Source organism: Buttiauxella cochleicola (assembly GCF_021282405.1).
Lineage (GTDB): Bacteria > Pseudomonadota > Gammaproteobacteria > Enterobacterales > Enterobacteriaceae > Buttiauxella > Buttiauxella massiliensis.
The window spans coordinates 109,770-126,047 of record NZ_JAJSOU010000004.1 but is presented as its reverse complement, the minus strand read 5'-3'; the positions used below and the strand labels follow the sequence as shown (position 1 = coordinate 126,047).

At 52.4% G+C, this 16,278-nt stretch carries 19 protein-coding genes and 1 pseudogene; 9 read left to right on the top strand and 11 right to left on the bottom strand.

Features of this window, described 5'->3' with window-relative positions:
• Window positions 1-26 precede the first annotated feature (26 nt).
• Window positions 27-1,094, top strand: a complete 1,068-nt coding sequence (locus LVQ79_RS06910) for a hypothetical protein (protein WP_232864384.1) — start codon at window positions 27-29, stop codon at window positions 1,092-1,094.
• Window positions 1,095-1,322: 228 nt separating this feature from the next.
• Here the strand turns inward: LVQ79_RS06910 and LVQ79_RS22560 are convergent, their stop codons facing one another.
• The 9 genes and pseudogenes from LVQ79_RS22560 to LVQ79_RS06870 all read right to left on the bottom strand — a co-directional run bounded on the left by LVQ79_RS22560 (window position 1,323) and on the right by LVQ79_RS06870 (window position 5,483).
• Window positions 1,323-1,826 (bottom strand): tyrosine-type recombinase/integrase, encoded by a 504-nt coding sequence (locus tag LVQ79_RS22560; RefSeq protein WP_370639837.1) that lies wholly within the window; start codon window positions 1,824-1,826, stop codon window positions 1,323-1,325.
• Entirely contained in the window at window positions 1,748-2,188 is a 441-nt protein-coding gene (locus tag LVQ79_RS22555) for a hypothetical protein (RefSeq protein ID WP_370639836.1), read from the bottom strand. The genes LVQ79_RS22560 and LVQ79_RS22555 overlap by 79 nt, the downstream gene beginning before the upstream one ends.
• Before the next feature lie 58 nt (window positions 2,189-2,246).
• Window positions 2,247-2,489: a DUF905 family protein gene (locus tag LVQ79_RS06900; RefSeq protein WP_232864513.1), complete on the bottom strand. Its 243-nt coding sequence runs from the start codon at window positions 2,487-2,489 to the stop codon at window positions 2,247-2,249.
• 24 nt (window positions 2,490-2,513) lie between these two features.
• A pseudogene (locus LVQ79_RS06895) lies at window positions 2,514-2,876 on the bottom strand (TA system toxin CbtA family protein); the annotation flags it as partial.
• A gap of 56 nt (window positions 2,877-2,932) precedes the next feature.
• Window positions 2,933-3,289, bottom strand: a complete 357-nt coding sequence (locus LVQ79_RS06890; protein ID WP_232864383.1) for a type IV toxin-antitoxin system YeeU family antitoxin — start codon at window positions 3,287-3,289, stop codon at window positions 2,933-2,935.
• A 61-nt stretch (window positions 3,290-3,350) separates the two neighbouring features.
• Window positions 3,351-3,782: a DUF2787 family protein gene (locus LVQ79_RS06885; protein ID WP_232864382.1), complete on the bottom strand. Its 432-nt coding sequence runs from the start codon at window positions 3,780-3,782 to the stop codon at window positions 3,351-3,353.
• Window positions 3,783-3,872: 90 nt separating this feature from the next.
• The gene (locus tag LVQ79_RS06880; RefSeq protein WP_232864381.1) at window positions 3,873-4,361 is read right to left on the bottom strand and encodes a JAB domain-containing protein; all 489 of its coding nucleotides are present in this window, start codon (window positions 4,359-4,361) and stop codon (window positions 3,873-3,875) included.
• A 22-nt stretch (window positions 4,362-4,383) separates the two neighbouring features.
• Window positions 4,384-4,926: a hypothetical protein gene (locus LVQ79_RS06875; RefSeq protein ID WP_232864380.1), complete on the bottom strand. Its 543-nt coding sequence runs from the start codon at window positions 4,924-4,926 to the stop codon at window positions 4,384-4,386.
• 176 nt (window positions 4,927-5,102) lie between these two features.
• Complete coding sequence (locus tag LVQ79_RS06870; protein WP_232864379.1) at window positions 5,103-5,483, bottom strand: hypothetical protein; 381 nt, start codon at window positions 5,481-5,483, stop codon at window positions 5,103-5,105.
• 122 nt (window positions 5,484-5,605) lie between these two features.
• Here LVQ79_RS06870 and LVQ79_RS06865 point away from each other — a divergent pair, with 122 nt between their 5' ends.
• The 3 genes from LVQ79_RS06865 to LVQ79_RS06855 are packed head-to-tail and all read left to right on the top strand — an operon-like array spanning window position 5,606 to window position 6,721.
• The gene (locus LVQ79_RS06865; RefSeq protein WP_064557955.1) at window positions 5,606-5,857 is read left to right on the top strand and encodes a helix-turn-helix domain-containing protein; all 252 of its coding nucleotides are present in this window, start codon (window positions 5,606-5,608) and stop codon (window positions 5,855-5,857) included.
• A gap of 19 nt (window positions 5,858-5,876) precedes the next feature.
• Window positions 5,877-6,395, top strand: coding sequence for a hypothetical protein (locus LVQ79_RS06860; RefSeq protein WP_232864378.1), 519 nt, complete (start codon window positions 5,877-5,879; stop codon window positions 6,393-6,395).
• 11 nt (window positions 6,396-6,406) lie between these two features.
• Complete coding sequence (locus tag LVQ79_RS06855; protein WP_232864377.1) at window positions 6,407-6,721, top strand: hypothetical protein; 315 nt, start codon at window positions 6,407-6,409, stop codon at window positions 6,719-6,721.
• Between the two features lie 196 nt (window positions 6,722-6,917).
• Here the strand turns inward: LVQ79_RS06855 and LVQ79_RS06850 are convergent, their stop codons facing one another.
• Entirely contained in the window at window positions 6,918-7,064 is a 147-nt protein-coding gene (locus LVQ79_RS06850; RefSeq protein ID WP_232864376.1) for an ImmA/IrrE family metallo-endopeptidase, read from the bottom strand.
• Between the two features lie 824 nt (window positions 7,065-7,888).
• Here LVQ79_RS06850 and LVQ79_RS06845 point away from each other — a divergent pair.
• From LVQ79_RS06845 to LVQ79_RS06825, 5 genes are read left to right on the top strand one after another with little or no spacing between them, the layout of a single operon-like run.
• A complete protein-coding gene (locus LVQ79_RS06845; RefSeq protein ID WP_232864375.1) occupies window positions 7,889-10,924 on the top strand; it encodes an ATP-binding protein in 3,036 nt (1,011 codons plus the stop codon).
• A 24-nt stretch (window positions 10,925-10,948) separates the two neighbouring features.
• Window positions 10,949-11,578 (top strand): hypothetical protein, encoded by a 630-nt coding sequence (locus LVQ79_RS06840; RefSeq protein ID WP_232864374.1) that lies wholly within the window; start codon window positions 10,949-10,951, stop codon window positions 11,576-11,578.
• Window positions 11,579-11,590: 12 nt separating this feature from the next.
• Window positions 11,591-12,451, top strand: a complete 861-nt coding sequence (locus tag LVQ79_RS06835) for a hypothetical protein (protein WP_232864373.1) — start codon at window positions 11,591-11,593, stop codon at window positions 12,449-12,451.
• A gap of 15 nt (window positions 12,452-12,466) precedes the next feature.
• A complete protein-coding gene (locus tag LVQ79_RS06830) occupies window positions 12,467-13,066 on the top strand; it encodes a hypothetical protein (RefSeq protein ID WP_232864372.1) in 600 nt (199 codons plus the stop codon).
• A 34-nt stretch (window positions 13,067-13,100) separates the two neighbouring features.
• Window positions 13,101-15,683 (top strand): acetate and sugar kinases/Hsc70/actin family protein, encoded by a 2,583-nt coding sequence (locus LVQ79_RS06825; protein WP_232864371.1) that lies wholly within the window; start codon window positions 13,101-13,103, stop codon window positions 15,681-15,683.
• Window positions 15,684-15,982: 299 nt separating this feature from the next.
• On the opposite strand, the gene LVQ79_RS06820 is transcribed toward LVQ79_RS06825, so the two are convergent.
• On the bottom strand, window positions 15,983-16,168 hold the full coding sequence (locus tag LVQ79_RS06820; protein WP_370639835.1) for a type I toxin-antitoxin system Hok family toxin: 186 nt from the start codon (window positions 16,166-16,168) through the stop codon (window positions 15,983-15,985).
• Window positions 16,169-16,278 lie beyond the last annotated feature (110 nt).

Below are 16,278 nucleotides of genomic sequence, written 5' to 3'. Positions count from 1 at the left end.
GGATGAATGGTTATGGGAGAACGATCATGAGTATGAAGAATATAGATAATGGGAAGAAGTCATTAAAAGTTGGTCATAGTAAAGATGGGCACCCGCTGAGAATGCGTGTTGATGGGATCACCATTGTATCCATGGTGGACAGTAAACGTGAGAAAAATACAATTAGAGACTGGGTAAAGAATATCATGGGTATGACTGAGCCCTATTCTGTCGAGCCTGTATACCATAAAAAGAATGGTAAAAACCATTATCAGAAAGGGGTGAAAATATCCTCTGGCAGTACTATGTTGGTAAGAATTGACTATAAACCATACAGGGATAACGTGGGTAATATTCGCTTTGAATTCCGGCCACAGCATCTCACTGAAAATGGAATGAATAAGCTTATTCTGTGGCTGGCTGAAAGTGGACTGGCAGATCTTATTTTCACGATCTTTAAACGTGCATGGGTCACCCGTCTGGATGTGGCTCTGGATGTTTATAACTGTACGCTTGAGGATTATTTTTTTGGACTGAAACGCTGCTATACAGGGAATATGAATCTGGAAGGTGACTCACGGGGACTGACTCTGGGAACGGTGTACTCCCACCTCCAGATGTCAATTTATGAGAAAACTGATTTATTTGGGGTAGAATCTTCCATTGAAAAGGTAGAAACTTTGGGAAAAAATATTCTCAGGGTGGATGAATATGCTGATTTCCTGCGTATTGAGGCCAGAATTCGCCCCAAAAATACACCTCATTCAAAACAGGCCAACAGAGCCATTCGTCTGGCCGATCTTGATAAATTAGTTTACCCTTTTGAAAGCTTACAAATCTACCATAAAGGCCTGGATAACATGCTTCATGGGACTGATAACCGTTTTAGCTATAAAAAGGGACATACTCTGGCAAGAAATAAGCATGACTTTCTGAAACGCATTGGTGCCAGGAAAATGCCGAAACACCAGGAGAAGGTATTCAAACAATATGAATATGAACTCTTGAACAAGGGTGAAGTCTGGTCATTCTGGCCCGATTGCAAAGCAAAACTGGGTCTGCTAGGCAACCCGCCATTATGGGTAGCAACCAACAGAAATCGCTACTTTAGCTAAATAGCCTCCGGTAACCCCCTGTGAATACTCGCAGGGGTATATAAACGAATATTTGATCCGATACAGCCTCATGTTCAAGGGGGCATTCACCGGGGTGGTGAATCACCCGTGCTTCCCGGCCCCCTTACGTCAAAACGAACTGTCTGCATATATTTGGGCCATAAAAATAGGTTCTGGCCCCGTTTGATGGTTTTAGCCAGCAGAGTGAGAAGCATATCCCCCAAACAGCTACCAGCAACTAAACCCTCTGGAGGCTTGTTGTACCACCACCTCACCACGGCAGTCGTAGCGGGTGGTCGTAGATATGTCAGCATGGCCTGCCAGCTGGCGTACAATGTTGATATCGATACCCTGCTCCAGAAGTTGTGTGATAAAGGTTCTACGCAAATCATGCGGGGTAAAATACTCCACGGCCGCCAGTTCGCACAGTTGTCTCAGTAACCCCGTCAGGCCGGTTGTCGTGAGCCTTTGATGCCCTGAACGGTCAGCACGGCTGATGCGACTGAACAACGGACCGTCATGGCCTCCCCTGACTTTCAACCAGCGTTTGAGTTGTGTACAGACTTTCCTTGCAAGATGAATTTCCCGGCTTTTGCGGCCCTTCCCTTGCCTGACCCAAACAATGCCAGTGGTCACATCGACGTCCTCAACGTTCAACGCAACCAGCTCACCGGCCCGTAGACCAGCGCCGCACAAAAGCAGCAGAATGGCGCGGTCACGCTGGCTGCGCAATACCGCATATCCAGTCGCTGCGTCCAGCATCGCCCGGATTTCGCTACTGTCCAGTGCACGCCCCTGCCGACGGACTTCAGCGCCGACAACGCCATATTCACCGTGGCAACGGCATATTCCGCATCCAGCAGGCAGGCTCGCACCCGCATCACACTGGCATAATCCAGCGTATGCCAGGGATAACTGTCAGGTGTGGCACTCGGTCGAAGAATATCGGCGCAGCGCCTGAGCTGGCTCTGCATCCCCTTACGCCCCGCAGCTGTCAGTCCATCCAGCCACAATTGGGCGGGGTTTATGGCTACGTTTTTCACTGCACTGGTAGAGCCATCTCGTGGAGTGTTCTGAGTCGTTTTTGTGGTCATTATCATCTCCCTGAAAAAGGGACTGTCCCCGGCGCCAGTACGGTGCCGGGGAATGAAGTCAGCGTGATTTCACGCCATGGCTCAGCAGATACGCATTCAGTCCCTGCCCCGCATCCGCCTCAAAATTCCATGCCCGCCAGATAAGCAGGCCGCCAGCATCGCGTATCACCAGCCGGAAGTGAGTAAGCTGGTCATCTTCAACGCTAACGTTGCAGTAAGCCGCAACAACAGCCTCCGCTTCACTGCGGTTAAAGGTACTCAACGGCAATGTTAGGCTCTCCGGACTCCTCTGCGTGGTCATGTCCGCAGGCGCATTGCCACATGGTGGGAAAGCCTCCTGAGTAGTGCTTTTTACCGACTGGTAACAGCCACGCTTCATAAGCCCCGCGGCCTTTCGTGCACGCATGACATCAGTGGATGTGATAAGAGAGGACCGAGGGGTAAAAATGAAGCTCTTCTGGTCGGTGCGCACCAGGTCATACTTTTCAACTACGGCGTTCAGGGCGTCTGCCAGCGAAACCCCGGCATCAATGTGCTCCTGAATAACGCAGCCATCGCCAAACGTTGTGTCGTTGAGAGTCACTCCATAGTGCTGACTGAGCAGATGCGTCAGCAGGGTACGCCAGACCATGACGGGTGACGGGCAGCACTGCGCCGCCCGCGTCGGCGAATCGGGTGATTTTTTCATATTGGTTATCTCGTAAGTCAAAAAAGAAGGGGTTAACGTGGATAGTTCTGTATGGCTCAGGCTTTTACCGCTGGAGTCGGATAAATGGCGATATACGCATAACCACAGGAGCCGAGCGTGTCAGCCTCGCAGGTCAGCCCTTTTGCCTGCAGCATCACGCCGTTCGCCCTGCGCGGATCCAGCTCACCGGACAGCAGCATGCCCTCCATCTGCTTCAGTAGCAGCGGGAAAGCCTGGTCCAGATGGCGCGCGTCACTCTCACTGAACGTACCGGTGAACCCGGCCCGGTCGGCCAGAAAATGCAGACGACCGCCCTCCTGCACCAGGCGCGCCCCGAAGCGCGGTGTCACGTTGAGCGGAAGTCCCCACTGTGGCGTGAGCGCAGGGTCAGTCAAATTAGTTGGATTCGTCATTCAGTGTATTCTCAAGTGATGCACTGCCGGTGCATCGCTACCGGCAGTGCATAGTGGTGATTCAGCTTTCCCACAACACGCGGGTGGTGTAAACACCGCCGGCGTGATAGCTCAGGAAGCTGCGCTCCCATATGGAATAGAGCTCCCATGCATCCATCTTTGGCAAATCCCCCGTGCGACAGTGCCAGACATAGCCCTGTGACCAGCTGATATCGATGATTTTCTCCAGCTCCGGGTACACCGTGCCGACATAGCCAAAGTCAGTCGCGTAGTCCAGGCACCATTCATCCTCCTGATGCACCAGCCGGATTTCGACCGGGTGATAACCGCCCCGCTCCGCACTGTAGTCCGGGTCACGAAAGTTGAGTGTCACGGCGGGGATATGGTGTTTATGGGCGGGAATGTCACCCGCCTCCGTCATCAGCAGTTCGAACAGATGCAGACTGACAGGCAGCAAAAAACCTGCCGGTTGAATAACGGCATTGATGTTCATGAGCAAAACCTCATTGTTTACAGTTTGAAATTGATGAAAGGGTAAAGCGGATGTGTCTTAACGTGGATAATGTGTATTAAACCAGCTAACTCAGAGCAGTCCGTGCTCGGCAAAGGAATACACGCTGTCGCCACCGACGATCAGGTGGTCTGTAACGCGGATATCCAGCAGTGCCAGCGCGTCCGTAATTTTCTGTGTAATGAATTTATCAGCCTGGCTCGGCTCCGGCTCGCCACTGGGATGGTTGTGCACCAGTATCACTGCGGCTGCATTATGAATCAGCGCCAGACTGACGATTTCGCGTGGGTAAACCATGGTCTGGCTTAACGTCCCGGTGAACAGTGTCTGATAGCCAAGAATATGGTGTTGCTGCGAAAGCATTATCACACCAAAGGTTTCACGAGTTTCCAGTGCCAGCTTCATAACCAGCCACTGGCGAACATCTTCAGATGAAGTGATTTTACGGCGATTGCGAAACTGGCGGGCCAGCAGCGTGTGGGCAAAACGGATAATCTCTTCGCGGGAAACAGGCTCCTGCGTCTGATAGTGACCGCTACGGTCACTGGCAATAAACGTCATGGTGTACTCCTTACCTTGCAGGTCAGAATTCACGTTCAACAAAGTAGATGGCATCGGGCAACAGCGTATGACGCTTCAGTTCTGGTTGTACTGAAAAAGTCTCTTTTCTCTGGCTGCGAATCCCCAGACTGTCAAACAGAAACAGCCGGGTCGCGTCGGTCCGAATCACCACTGACCAGTGCCAGGTGGTGCCCAGAATCACCACTCGCTGCGCATGATTCTCAGGTTCAGCCAGCCAGTCGCTTATATGCTGGAAAATCTGTCGGGTACGCAGAGAGCGTGAACGAAACGGGGTATGAAAATGCAGGGGGTAATGCCGGGAGTAGTGACCTGTGAGAAGAATGCTGTTGATGAGATGGTCCAGCTGTTCTTCATCGAGGCCAAGGGTCAGAAGGTCAAATAAGTCCCATCGTCGCCGGTAGTTATCGAGTAGACGATACATCAATTTTTCTCTCTGTACTCTGCCATCGTAGAGATAGCTCATGGTGTTAATCAGGCTGTATAAACCGCACAAATAGTCGTGCTGACCCTGGCGGGACGCCTGCACGTCTCGGGGAAGTTTCATTTTAACGTTCCGGGGAGGAGTTGATGGCTGAAAGTCAGCCTGGATGATGGTGTGGTAGTGGCTGGCGCATGATGGTCACCACTGTATTAATTATAGCAAAATCAATGAGTTATTGCAAATAACTCTCATTCCCACCCATCAGAACTGAAAGAAGCCCAGCCATAGCAATTTGCCACTCAGTCGAGCTTTGACGCTGCTCCAAGGTCAGCCGCCACCTGCGCCAGCGCCAGTTGCAGGAGCTTTTCCCTGGAGGCCGGTTTCATGGTACGAAACAGCTGTATCCACAGATTGAGCTGCTCGTCTGTTGAGGAGCCAGCGGCATCCCTTTCACTTTGCAGTGACATCCCGGCTGCACTGATATGGTACAGAAAGCCCTTCCCTCGCGTTCGCTTGCGACGAATTTCAGGGTGCAGTGCCGTCAGCTTTTCCAGTCGCAGACGCGCCCCTTTTGCTGTCCCCGGCATTCCTTCCATCCCCACAAAACCTTCTGCCGTCAGCCATTCACCGCCGTCAGAAAATTCATCACCATCTGTTACCGTCACGTTCTCAGTACTCATAAAAATTTCACCTCTTATCAAAGCGTTAGTTAAATGAGTGCAAATAACCCACAAAAGGAACTTGATAACTTCCCTTTATTCGCTTTTAATGATTCAGGTACTTACAACCTGGAGTTAATACATTGAGTAACTCAACAGCTTCGCAAAAAAAGCGAACCAAGGGAAGTGTCGGAAACTGGCACCGGGCGGATATTGTGGCGGCCCTGCACAAACGGGGGCTCTCACTGTCTGCGCTTTCCCGCCAGCATGGGCTGGCTTCACGCACACTCAGCAATGCCTTTGAGCGTCACTACCCACGTGCAGAAAAGATTATTGCAGATGCGCTGGAAACCACACCAGAGTTCATCTGGCCCGATCGATACATCAGGAACTGATGAAAGGAGATAATACAAAATGAAGAAATCCGCAGTTGTTCTGCTGCTGGCCATTTCCGGATGCGCCAGTGCAAAAACATTACCGATGGAGACATTGCAGGTACTCTATGATGCCTACGCAAACCTGAATAGCTGCCATAAATTTGGCTACATTGGTGATGAGGTATTGAACAGCCTTGATAAGGTCATACAGGCAAACCGCTATCAGGATAATTTAGGGAACGTAACGGCTTTAACGCAGGATAACATCAACTATTACCACTCACTTCATGACCAGTTCATTCTGGACCAGCAATCAAAAAGCTATAGCATTAACCAGAGCGGAATACGGTTTCAGATAAAAACATTGTGCGACCAGCTCAATACCACGCTGGGTGATCGCTTAGGGATTAAGGCCATTATTATTTCCCCGGATAATTTGCCGGAAAGCGCAAAGCCTGTTTTTAGTAAAGAGAGTAATCACAACGCTCCGACTATCCCAGAGGACCGCCCCATGACATGGGAAAACAGTCCGGTGCAGGGTATTCAGGTACGCTGAGGGAAAATACAATGAATAAATGGATAATGACTGCTTTGCTCACCATAATAACCTCTGCTCATGCTATCGCTGCATATCCCAAAAGCCAGCCTGCACAGGCAGCAGAAGTCATGGTCAGAACGTGTCAACAACAGCGGACTGGTATTGATAAGGACAAGGCAATCAGTAGAGTCTATGACGCAATAATTGACTGGCCCATCGCCTCCACAACCGAAGTTGCAGCCGCAATAGACGAAGGATGGAATTTTGCTGTACAGAATCCAGGTATTAAATGCGACAGGGTTTATCTCATGATGATTGACATGCTGGCAGGGAAAAAGAACTGAGCTGCCCACTTCACTTTAATCGGCAAAGCTAATCTGTATTAGTAGGAAGTATACCTCATGATGTGCCCGATCGCAGGGCACCATTACATCAAACCCATGGTTATAAGCGAGGAGTGAATGCGAACTCATCAGCCGCTTAAGTCAGGTCGATTCAAGACATCACCAACTCAGTGTTGTGTTAATCAACTGGGGCAGGTCAGTCTTCATCAGAAATCAAATTCAAAGCACGTAAGCGCATGATAATTGCCGCAACAGAAACACCATAATGCTGTTTGAGTAGCAACAAACTATCTAGCGTTACAGGCAACCTGTCTGGCTGGTACTCTGCAATACCTCTACTCAAAAACCATACCACCCCCAGAAACGCGCCTTCGACCTTCTAGCACGACGATACGGCAATGGCGATGCTGCTGGTGCGATACCTGCTGGCATCGGGACAAGGTATGTTCGAAATGTTGCGACTGGATTTATGTAACTGATGCGTAAGAGGCTGTATCGACTGCTTTGTGCCAGATATAGTCATCCACACCCTGAGATTTACACTTTTAAGTGATTCAGGGTATGCGCTGACAACCCATTTCGGTTTTCAGCGCCCCACCATCAGACGATTTTTCTATGCAAAATACTCAAACTGCTCCGCAGGCGCTTAAGCGTACCCTGCGTACATGCCATCTTTCGATGATCGCTAACCGACGCGACAATTCGCGGGCTTCATGATCGTAAATATAAAACAGCGCGCGATACACGGCCCGCTGGCGCTGGTGGCGGCATCCTGCAACCCAGCGCGTACCAAACTCGCACCGCTTCGGAGCGGTTCTGATAGCCCCGGATCTGGATTAATACATCCACTTAAGCCAATAGATCATCGTCAAGTGACAGGGCTACACGTTGCATATTTCAATCCCAAACAGAGAATTGCGACCAGTGTGACATGCGTTGGAACGCTGAACATTGATACCGCGCGGTTTGCGGGCGAGTTCCCTTTTTTGTACGATTTTACTGGAGTTTTTCTGTCGCGGGCCGACGTTAATAATGCTACCGACGCTCACTCCCTGGAATCGGTAACTAGATTTTTTTTGGGATTAACGCCAAGATAGTGAATGCCTGCAATGACAACGAGTTAAACACACAGGCGCTGTTGTCTCATTTGGGATGGACCCGTTACGTATGACTGACAAGCACACCACCATTACGGAGTTACAGGCGCGTTTTCGCCTAAGCGATTTAAACGTAGGCCACTGGAACCGTATCCATTTTCATCTCGCTCCCGAGTCTATACTGGAGGATGAGCGCCTCACCGAATACCGTTTTTACCGCATTGAAGAGATGACCGATGAAAAGGCTGCTGTTCATCGGCTGGCGATGAGCAATGTAATCGCCAATATGAGCGATTCGCGCGCAACGCTCCTGTATATGCTGCTTAGCGACGGCCAAGGTATTCATTTTTATATCGGTGTGGCGAGCAACGATAACGTAGTGATCCACGATATCGGTATTAAACTCGAGCGGGCCTTCAGCAGTAATTTACTCGGTGCGAAGCTGGTGGCGGTTAAACCTCAGGACATGGCTCCAATAACCTCGCTGTTATCGATGAAGCGGCTCGGCGTGGTGACAGGCGTCCCCTCGCTGAATGAAGAAGAAACACGGCTGGGGGATGAAGAGTTTCAGGGCGTCGAGCGGCTGGTTAACGGCCTGGCAGGGGAAAGCTGGCGGATGGTTATCGCCTGCAAACCGGGCAGCGCAGAAGAGGTAGAGCAGATCATTGAGCAAATTTACGATCTGTCTACTCAGCTCTCCTCGCAAATGAAATATTCGGTGCAGATCTCGCAAAATCAGAGTGAGCAACATACCCGCAGTACCGGTCAGAACTTCACCAAAACCGGCGGAACCAGTATTACCCTCACAAACGGCGAGGGCGACAGCCGGGCCAAAAGCGTCGGCGTTAATGAAAACCGCGGCTCCAGCAAAGGCACCAGCTCCAGCTACGATAATAAAGGCGCCAATCATAGTCAGGGCACAAGCAGCGGCACTACCACCACCTCGTCGACTAACAAATCCCATGCCACGGGAACCAGCGATTCGGAAAGCGTCGGCAGCAATGAAGGCACCAGCGACGCCACCACCTCCGGCGACGGCCAAGCGGTAACCCGCGAAGAGATCAACAAAGGCTATGAAGAGCTGCTTAAGCATTTAGGCGAGACGCAAATTTCACGCTTTCGCCAGGGCAACAGCAAGGGAATGTTTAAAACCTCGCTGTTTCTGGCTGCCAAAACTAACGCAGTATATGAACGGCTGAGCGCCAGCGTGCGGTCGATTTTCCAGGGCAATAACCCCACCCTGACGCCGTTGCGCGTGCACCGTTTGCAGCACGACGTGGCGCAGCTAGGGCAACTACTACAGTTGGCCGATGCGGCGACCGGCGCAAAGCATCCCTACAGCGAAGCTATTTACTCACTGGTCAGTGCCAGCCATGGGCGCGCCCAGTGCTCGACTTGGTTGAACAGCCAGGAAATTTCCCTGCTGATGGGCCTGCCGGATAAAGAGCTGGCCGGGCTGAAAATCCGCAAGTGCGTCGATTTCGCGCTTAATCCCCCTGACCTTCCAGAGCCACAACAGCTGACGCTCGGCCAAGTGATCCAGCATGGTCAGCCCCTGGCGTTTAAGCCGCTGACGCTCGATAAGTTCGAGCTGAACAAACACATTTTCATTACCGGAGTAACCGGTTCCGGTAAGACCACCAGCTGCATGAAACTCCTCTTGGAGTCGGGGCTGCCGTTTCTGGTGATTGAACCCGCCAAGACCGAGTACCGCGAACTGCACCAGAAGAACCCCGACGTGGAGTATTACTGCCTGGGCCGGGAAGACATCACACCGTTTCGCCTCAACCCGTTTGAACTTGTGTCGTCGAAAGAGACGCTCACCGGACACATCGATATCCTTAAAAATGCTCTCAATGCGGTATTCCCCATGGAGGCGGCGATGCCGATGATCGTGGCGGAGGCGATTATCCAGGCCTATGAGCGCAAAGGCTGGGATATCTTCAGCAACCAAAACCTGCTGATTGAGGAGCCGTTCGCCCTGAACAGCGGTGCATGGCCCAATTTCAGCGATATGATCCGCGAACTGGATTCAGTTATTGAATCCAAAGGCATGGGTAAAGAGTTTGAGGAAAAATACCGCGGCTCGCTGGTGGCGCGGCTGACCGATCTGACAAAGGGCACCAAAAGCCGCATGCTCAACGCCCGCCACTCTATTGACTTCGATGCGCTGCTGGATAAGAAAGTGGTTTTCGAACTTGATGAAATTAAGGATGAGAACGACAAATCCCTGCTGATGGCGCTGATTGTCACCCGCCTCGCCGAAACTATTAAACAGCGCTACCTGCGGGAGCCGGGATACCGCCATCTTACGCTGATTGAAGAAGCGCACCGCCTGCTGGCGAAGCCGGAGCCGGGCGAAGGTGGCAGTAAAAAACTCGGCGTGGAGATGTTCTGCAACCTGTTGGCCGAAGTTCGTAAATATGGCGAAGGGCTGATCATCGCCGATCAAATCCCCAACAAACTGATCCCGGACGTCATCAAAAATACCAATACCAAAATCGTTCATCGGCTGTTTTCCGCTGACGATCGCGACGTTATTGGCGATACCATGTCGTTAAGCGATGAACAAAAAAACTTCCTGCCATCGCTCCAGACCGGCCAGGCGGTGATTTACGGCGGCGGCTGGCACGGTGCGGTACTCACTCAAATCAAACCCAACGCCAATACCACCGGTCAGCCGATCGATGAACGCACCATCGCCGACCGGGGTATTCAACAATGGTGGCCGCAACGCGCCCGGCTGTTCCCGCAGCTCGCGGCGCAAACCCACTTTCACGATCCGCAGGCGTTTATCGCTTATAGCCAGCAGATCGGCAACCTGTTGCGGCTGATGACGCTGGCACGGCAACTGCAGCCGGGTGCGTCGCTGAACGTTCAGCTGTTACGCATCGTTGGGCAACTCAAAACGCTTAACGCCTGCGAGCCCGATGTAATCCAGGCGATGGTGGCCTGGACGGAGGATAACACCGATCTCCCCCCGGATGCCGTACGCGAAAAGATGCCGCGTCGGCTGGCTGAGCTATTGAAATTTATCGATATCGAGCCAGAATCGCTTGATTTCACCGTGTTAGCCGCTCGGGTTAACGATATAACAAAAAAATAATCTTTTAAATAACAAGGGGTTGCTATGGGATTTTTGACTTCAATCGGTTCGGCGCTGTCGAGCATCGGCAGCTTTGTGGCGAGCGTCGCCAGCACGGTGCTGAAAATTGCGACCACACCTGAAATCGTGCGTGCGATAAGCGCCGTGGTGCAGGTCCTCGGGATCGCGCTGGATATTCTTCGCCCGGATCAGTCACCGGAAAAACATGGTGAAAAAGTGCTGGCCGCCGCAGAGATAGGGATTACACCAGACACCTTCGCGACGTTTGATGAATATTCTCAGGCAATTAAAAATTTTGAGGTGAAACCTGGTCTGGAAGGCAAATGGAGCAAAGAACAGAAAATCGCCGCCAGCGCTGGGGTGATTGCCCAGGGCCTGACCGAATACAAATCCTTCAGCATGGATTCGGCGATTAGCCTGCTAATGCTGGTGGCGCAAAAGCCGGAGTTTTTTACCGCCGAGCGCGTTCTTAACCTGATGGGCAAAACCAACGACTTTACCCTAATCCGCGATTATCTCGACGACGAGTTGGATCTGTATGACAGCGAGCGTGTGGAAGCTTGGTTGGCCTCTGCCGAAGCCGATATGCCGGATGGCCTGTCCCGGGAAGAGATCATCGCAAGCCTGCGCGCCCAGCGCGCTGATGCAGAATAACTCCGGACATGAATGATGAGCCATTACGCTATTTTTCTCGACCAGCAGCGCTTTAGCTGTTTTTACCACGCCCAGGCAGGCTGGGAAGTTTATCCGCTGAAAGGCGAAGAGAGCCTTGAGTGTGCCCAGCCGGACCAGTTGGTGGAAGCGCTGAGTGAACTGACTGGACGTCTGGAATGGTTCCCGCCGGAACAGATTGTGGTGCTCTATCAGGCGGCATACCAGCCGTGGCTACCGCAGTTGCTTGATGCGCTAGCCAACATCCCGGTTATGGTGTTGCCGCTCGCCCCATGGCTGGCCAGTGCTGCAGCCTGCGATCCGTTGAGCAAAACGCCGGAACTGATTTGCCGTCACCTTCTACCGCTGCTGTGGAAACAGTTGGTTAATCATGAAGCGCCGGTGAAATCCCACCAGCTTGAGTCTGCTTCACGAACTCAGGAAGCCCTGATGCAGCAGCTCCAGCAGGAGCAGCAGGAAAACCTGGCGCTGCAAAATACGTTAAATACTTGCCAGCAGAGCCTTCAGCAACAGCAGTCCAACTGGAATAAAGAGCGCGCCCTCTATGAAGCTAATCTGCTGCGCACTGACGATCTCGATGACGCCGCTATCGCCCAGTTTATGCCGCTGTTTTTCGCGCACTTCTGGCAAAAAGTCAGCCCGAACGATATGGCGATGCTGCTAGGCATCCTGACCTTGCCCGACATCTCAAGTCCTTGGCCGGAACCTAACAGAAGCGCGCTAGCGATTAAAAAGCGCAGCTTTCAACAAAGCCAGTTTCGTCACCAGCAACAAATCAAAGCCATGGTGCGCAAATTTGTTGAGGTGGGTTATTTGACAGTGCGCCCGGAAATGGAACCGTTACTGGAAGAGTAAGAGAGCTGACGCCCAATGACATCGCCCTTTGAAGATTTACGCGCCGATCCTGACTTTTGCGCCTGGCTCGCCAGGCTTATCGGTGACGAAGTGCAACAGCAACTGCAGCAAGCATGGCGGCAGTTAAGCGAGCCATCGTCAGATCCCCTGCCCGCTGTGCCACTGCTAAGGGAGCCCGCGCCAGAGCCGATATCTGACGCCCTGCAACCGCTACGGAGCATCATCGCGATGGTGAAAAACGATCCCGAACTTCAGGAGAAATGGCTGCGCCGCTCTCTTCCCGACGACGAGGCCGAGCAGTTCCAGCAGGTGTTAGTTATCGCCAGCCACTGGGATCGCATCGAGCGTCTATGGGACGTGCTCGCAGAACGGGTGAAAACCCGCGAGGCACCGCTTAATGAAGCTGAGCTACGCCTGGTGGAATACGCACTTTCGCTGCATAACCGACTGTGGATTGACCGGCTGGCGGAACTCGAAACCGTGGCTACCGCCAGCGCTTATAACTATGAAATCCATAACGGCGTCGGCCAGGGTGATACCATCATCGCGCTTTGGCAGCCAGGGCTGATTAATAGCGCAGGCAAGCGGGTTCGTAAACCACTGGTACAGTTATAGTAATCAGAAAAAGACGGATACGAAGAGAATGAAGATGCTGGAAAAACTGCAGGAACGCGCCTGGCTCGGGCTGGTTGACACCTTCTGGGCTGAGCTAAAAAGCAAAGAGACCTTTGGTATACTCGTTGATAGCGAGCAGACAAAATGGCTGGTGCAGGCGAAGGCCGATGGGCTACTACTCTGGACACATGATAATCGCTACTACCCGCCGGGGCGGGTCGAGGATAACCAGGCATACTGCAACGGGCTGCGCTGGCTGGGGCTCGAAGGCTGGCGTGTGCCGACCCGCCTCGAAATGCTGCTGTTTGCCAAAAACCACAAAAACCCATTGCGTCAGGGAGCTAATAATCGCCTGCAGGATAAATACGCCTTTAACGTTGTGGAAGGTTGTATCGATCTTGATAATACTAACCCTTCCGCCAACACGGGGCGTGAGTCTCTCTCCATTCCCTGCGCCTCAGTCACGAAACAGGTTTTAGCTGATATTCTGATCAATCTGCCGATCAGGTTGAGCTCCCTTAGCGAGCCTGGCCGTAACTGGCTGGATGGCTGGGAAGATCATCTTTATACCACACTGGTGGAGCTGGATTACCAAGTTAACCGTCTGCCGAAAATCGATCCCCTCACCTTTACAGATATCAATAAAGGGATATGGGAAATGTGGGGGCAGGACGCGCATACCCTTGAAGCTCTTAACATTCGTCCGCGCGACCCGGCGCGAGATATCCGCCCCGGCTGCGTCGCCATCGATTTTGGCACCAGCAGCACCGTGGTGGCTTATGAAACCGAAAACGGCCGCAAAGAATTAATGCGCATCGGCGTGCGTGATTTCTATGAGCGCATTGAACCGCACCATTTTGAAAACCCAACGGTGTTAGAGATTATCAATTTGCAGGCGTTGTTAAGCGAATGGACCGAAGAGGCCTACCGCCCCGGAGTGCGCTGGGAAATGGTGCACTGTTCTCACGAGGCGCAGGCGAAACTGCGCGATAATCAGAGCGATATCTACACCGTCAGCAGCATTTTGACCCGGCTGAAACAGTGGGCGCTGCGCCAGTCCAGCGATCATCAGGTGGTATTTACCGACCAACAGCAGTGCGAACACACCCTCGCACCGCTCACCCAAAGTAATCCGACGCGCGGAGAGTGGCTGGACGTCACTGGTGATTATCCCTTCGATCCCATTGAGCTGTACGCCTGGTTTTTAGGAATGACCATTAACTGGCGCGGTCGGGGGATCTCGCTGGAATATTTCATGACTTTCCCGGTGGAGTATCCGCGCGAGGTTAAAGAAAAAATTCTCGCCAGCTTTAAACGCGGCTTGCAGCGCAGCCTGCCGCCAACGCTGGTGGCTCAGCCTGAATTGCTTAACGCCTTTAGCGTCGAAGAGTTAGCCAGCGAGCCTGCAGCCTATGCGGTGTGCGCGCTGGATGCCCTAGCTATCCAACCCGGTGAACAGGGTGCAGCCTACGCGGTATTTGATTTTGGCGGCGGCACCACCGATTTTGATTTCGGCTACTACCGTCACCCCTCAGAAGAAGAGGACGATGAAGGCTTCGAGCGGGTATTTGAGCATTTCGCCCCCGCGGGCGACAAATTTTTAGGCGGAGAAAATCTGCTGGAAAATATGGCCTATCGAGTGTTTCGTAATAACCTCGATCTGTGTCAGAAATACCAAATCGCCTTTACCCAGCCGCTGGATGCCGACCCATTCCCGGGTTCGGAAATATATCTCGAGAAAACCCAGGCTGCCTACAGCAATACCATGTTGCTGATCAGCGAGTTACGTCCGTTCTGGGAAACGCCCAGTACAGCAGAGCCGGATATTGAAGATAAAACCTGCACGGTGGACCTGTTCAACCGGGCGGGAGAAAAAGTCAGCTGCGATTTCGTGATCCCGTATGGCGAGCTGGCAGAGTATCTTGAGCAACGCATCGCGCTGGGCATTGATAAATTTATCGCCGCGCTCGGACAGGCATTTACTCCTTTGCCTGAGGAGATGCATATTCTGCTGGCAGGCAATTCCAGCCGATCACTGTGGATCTCCAAGCTGTGGGGACTGGCCGACGATCGTCAGGATGCATTGATATTTACCAGAATGGCCGAGCGTTTTGGCAACGATACCCCTGCGCTACATATTCATGCGCCGCTCAGCAGCAATCCTGACGCCCCCTATCAGCCGACCGCCAAAACCGGGGTGGCGCTCGGGCTACTGGATTTGCGGCCTGGCGGCGTAACCAAAGTTATCAACCATACGCGCCAGCAGAGCATGGGCGAAGCCGGATTCGCGTTTAACGTGGGCCGCGCCCGCGCCGGATCGCTCCTGGTAGGCTTAGCCATGAATAGCCGCTATGAAGAGTGGTTTGAACTGGGACCCCAGCGGGAAGGGATTTTTGAGTTGCTGTATACACAGTCGCCGCTGGCGCAACAGGGCACGCTGTCCTCCGTTGATAGCGAAGTAAAACGCCTGCGCTTACGCCTAGGGGTGAATCAGAAAGGACATCGGGTATTTGCCAAAGCCACTGCGCCACACCAGATAAGCCTGGTCACGGCTGCAAACCTGGACGAACTGGCGGAAAATCGAACGGATAATCATCAAGTGCTGGAGTTGAAATAGTCTGAATTTACCGTATCGCTTTTGGGGTTGGGCTACGTGCAGCAAGTATAGAAAAGATATGCCAGTAAAATACTGGCAGCCCTCTTAAAAGCCGCTTTCGGCATGACTGGCCACACCAGCCTGGAGGCGGGATTTCCCCCGCCTCCAGGTGCTACTTGTCGGGTAGCAGAGCGATATTACTATAGCTCCGCCCCCTAAGAACGGTACGTGCGAGTTTCCCCGCATACCGTTAGCTGAATAACGCGTCCCTCTTCCAGATTGGTTGGGACAATGATGGATATGGCTTACGCCATGAAATTCTATATTGATAACTTCACGACTTCTTGTCGCACACCAGGTTCGTAAGCCAGTAACACAGAGGCGTCCCTGCTTCCATCATTCACCCGCAGCTCGCACAGCGAGCTTCGCGTCAGATATGTGAATATCAACAGTGTCAAGCACACCATAAATACACACCAGATCAGGGCGTTTAGCGGCAGTTTCATCGATTTCTTCTCCTGTAAACGCAAAACAGAAGGTAAGCGTCAAGCCACTGCCGCCTGTGATTCTGGTTCCGGGATCGTTAGCTTAGAGCTCCGTCTAATTTAGAAGGAGC

What these genes read in the sequence shown, in the direction of transcription:
- LVQ79_RS06825 (WP_232864371.1), top strand. Translation starts at nt 13,101, where the DNA reads ATGCTGGAAAAACTGCAGGAACGCGCCTGGCTCGGGCTGGTTGACACC.
- LVQ79_RS06880 (WP_232864381.1), bottom strand. Translation starts at nt 4,361, where the DNA reads ATGACGTTTATTGCCAGTGACCGTAGCGGTCACTATCAGACGCAGGAG.
- LVQ79_RS06830 (WP_232864372.1), top strand. Translation starts at nt 12,467, where the DNA reads ATGACATCGCCCTTTGAAGATTTACGCGCCGATCCTGACTTTTGCGCC.
- LVQ79_RS06835 (WP_232864373.1), top strand. Translation starts at nt 11,591, where the DNA reads ATGATGAGCCATTACGCTATTTTTCTCGACCAGCAGCGCTTTAGCTGT.
- LVQ79_RS06885 (WP_232864382.1), bottom strand. Translation starts at nt 3,782, where the DNA reads ATGAACATCAATGCCGTTATTCAACCGGCAGGTTTTTTGCTGCCTGTC.
- LVQ79_RS06900 (WP_232864513.1), bottom strand. Translation starts at nt 2,489, where the DNA reads ATGACCACGCAGAGGAGTCCGGAGAGCCTAACATTGCCGTTGAGTACC.
- LVQ79_RS06820 (WP_370639835.1), bottom strand. Translation starts at nt 16,168, where the DNA reads ATGAAACTGCCGCTAAACGCCCTGATCTGGTGTGTATTTATGGTGTGC.
- LVQ79_RS06890 (WP_232864383.1), bottom strand. Translation starts at nt 3,289, where the DNA reads ATGACGAATCCAACTAATTTGACTGACCCTGCGCTCACGCCACAGTGG.
- LVQ79_RS06870 (WP_232864379.1), bottom strand. Translation starts at nt 5,483, where the DNA reads ATGAGTACTGAGAACGTGACGGTAACAGATGGTGATGAATTTTCTGAC.
- LVQ79_RS06910 (WP_232864384.1), top strand. Translation starts at nt 27, where the DNA reads ATGAGTATGAAGAATATAGATAATGGGAAGAAGTCATTAAAAGTTGGT.
- LVQ79_RS06840 (WP_232864374.1), top strand. Translation starts at nt 10,949, where the DNA reads ATGGGATTTTTGACTTCAATCGGTTCGGCGCTGTCGAGCATCGGCAGC.
- LVQ79_RS06855 (WP_232864377.1), top strand. Translation starts at nt 6,407, where the DNA reads ATGAATAAATGGATAATGACTGCTTTGCTCACCATAATAACCTCTGCT.
- LVQ79_RS22555 (WP_370639836.1), bottom strand. Translation starts at nt 2,188, where the DNA reads ATGACCACAAAAACGACTCAGAACACTCCACGAGATGGCTCTACCAGT.
- LVQ79_RS06860 (WP_232864378.1), top strand. Translation starts at nt 5,877, where the DNA reads ATGAAGAAATCCGCAGTTGTTCTGCTGCTGGCCATTTCCGGATGCGCC.
- LVQ79_RS06845 (WP_232864375.1), top strand. Translation starts at nt 7,889, where the DNA reads ATGACTGACAAGCACACCACCATTACGGAGTTACAGGCGCGTTTTCGC.
- LVQ79_RS06875 (WP_232864380.1), bottom strand. Translation starts at nt 4,926, where the DNA reads ATGAAACTTCCCCGAGACGTGCAGGCGTCCCGCCAGGGTCAGCACGAC.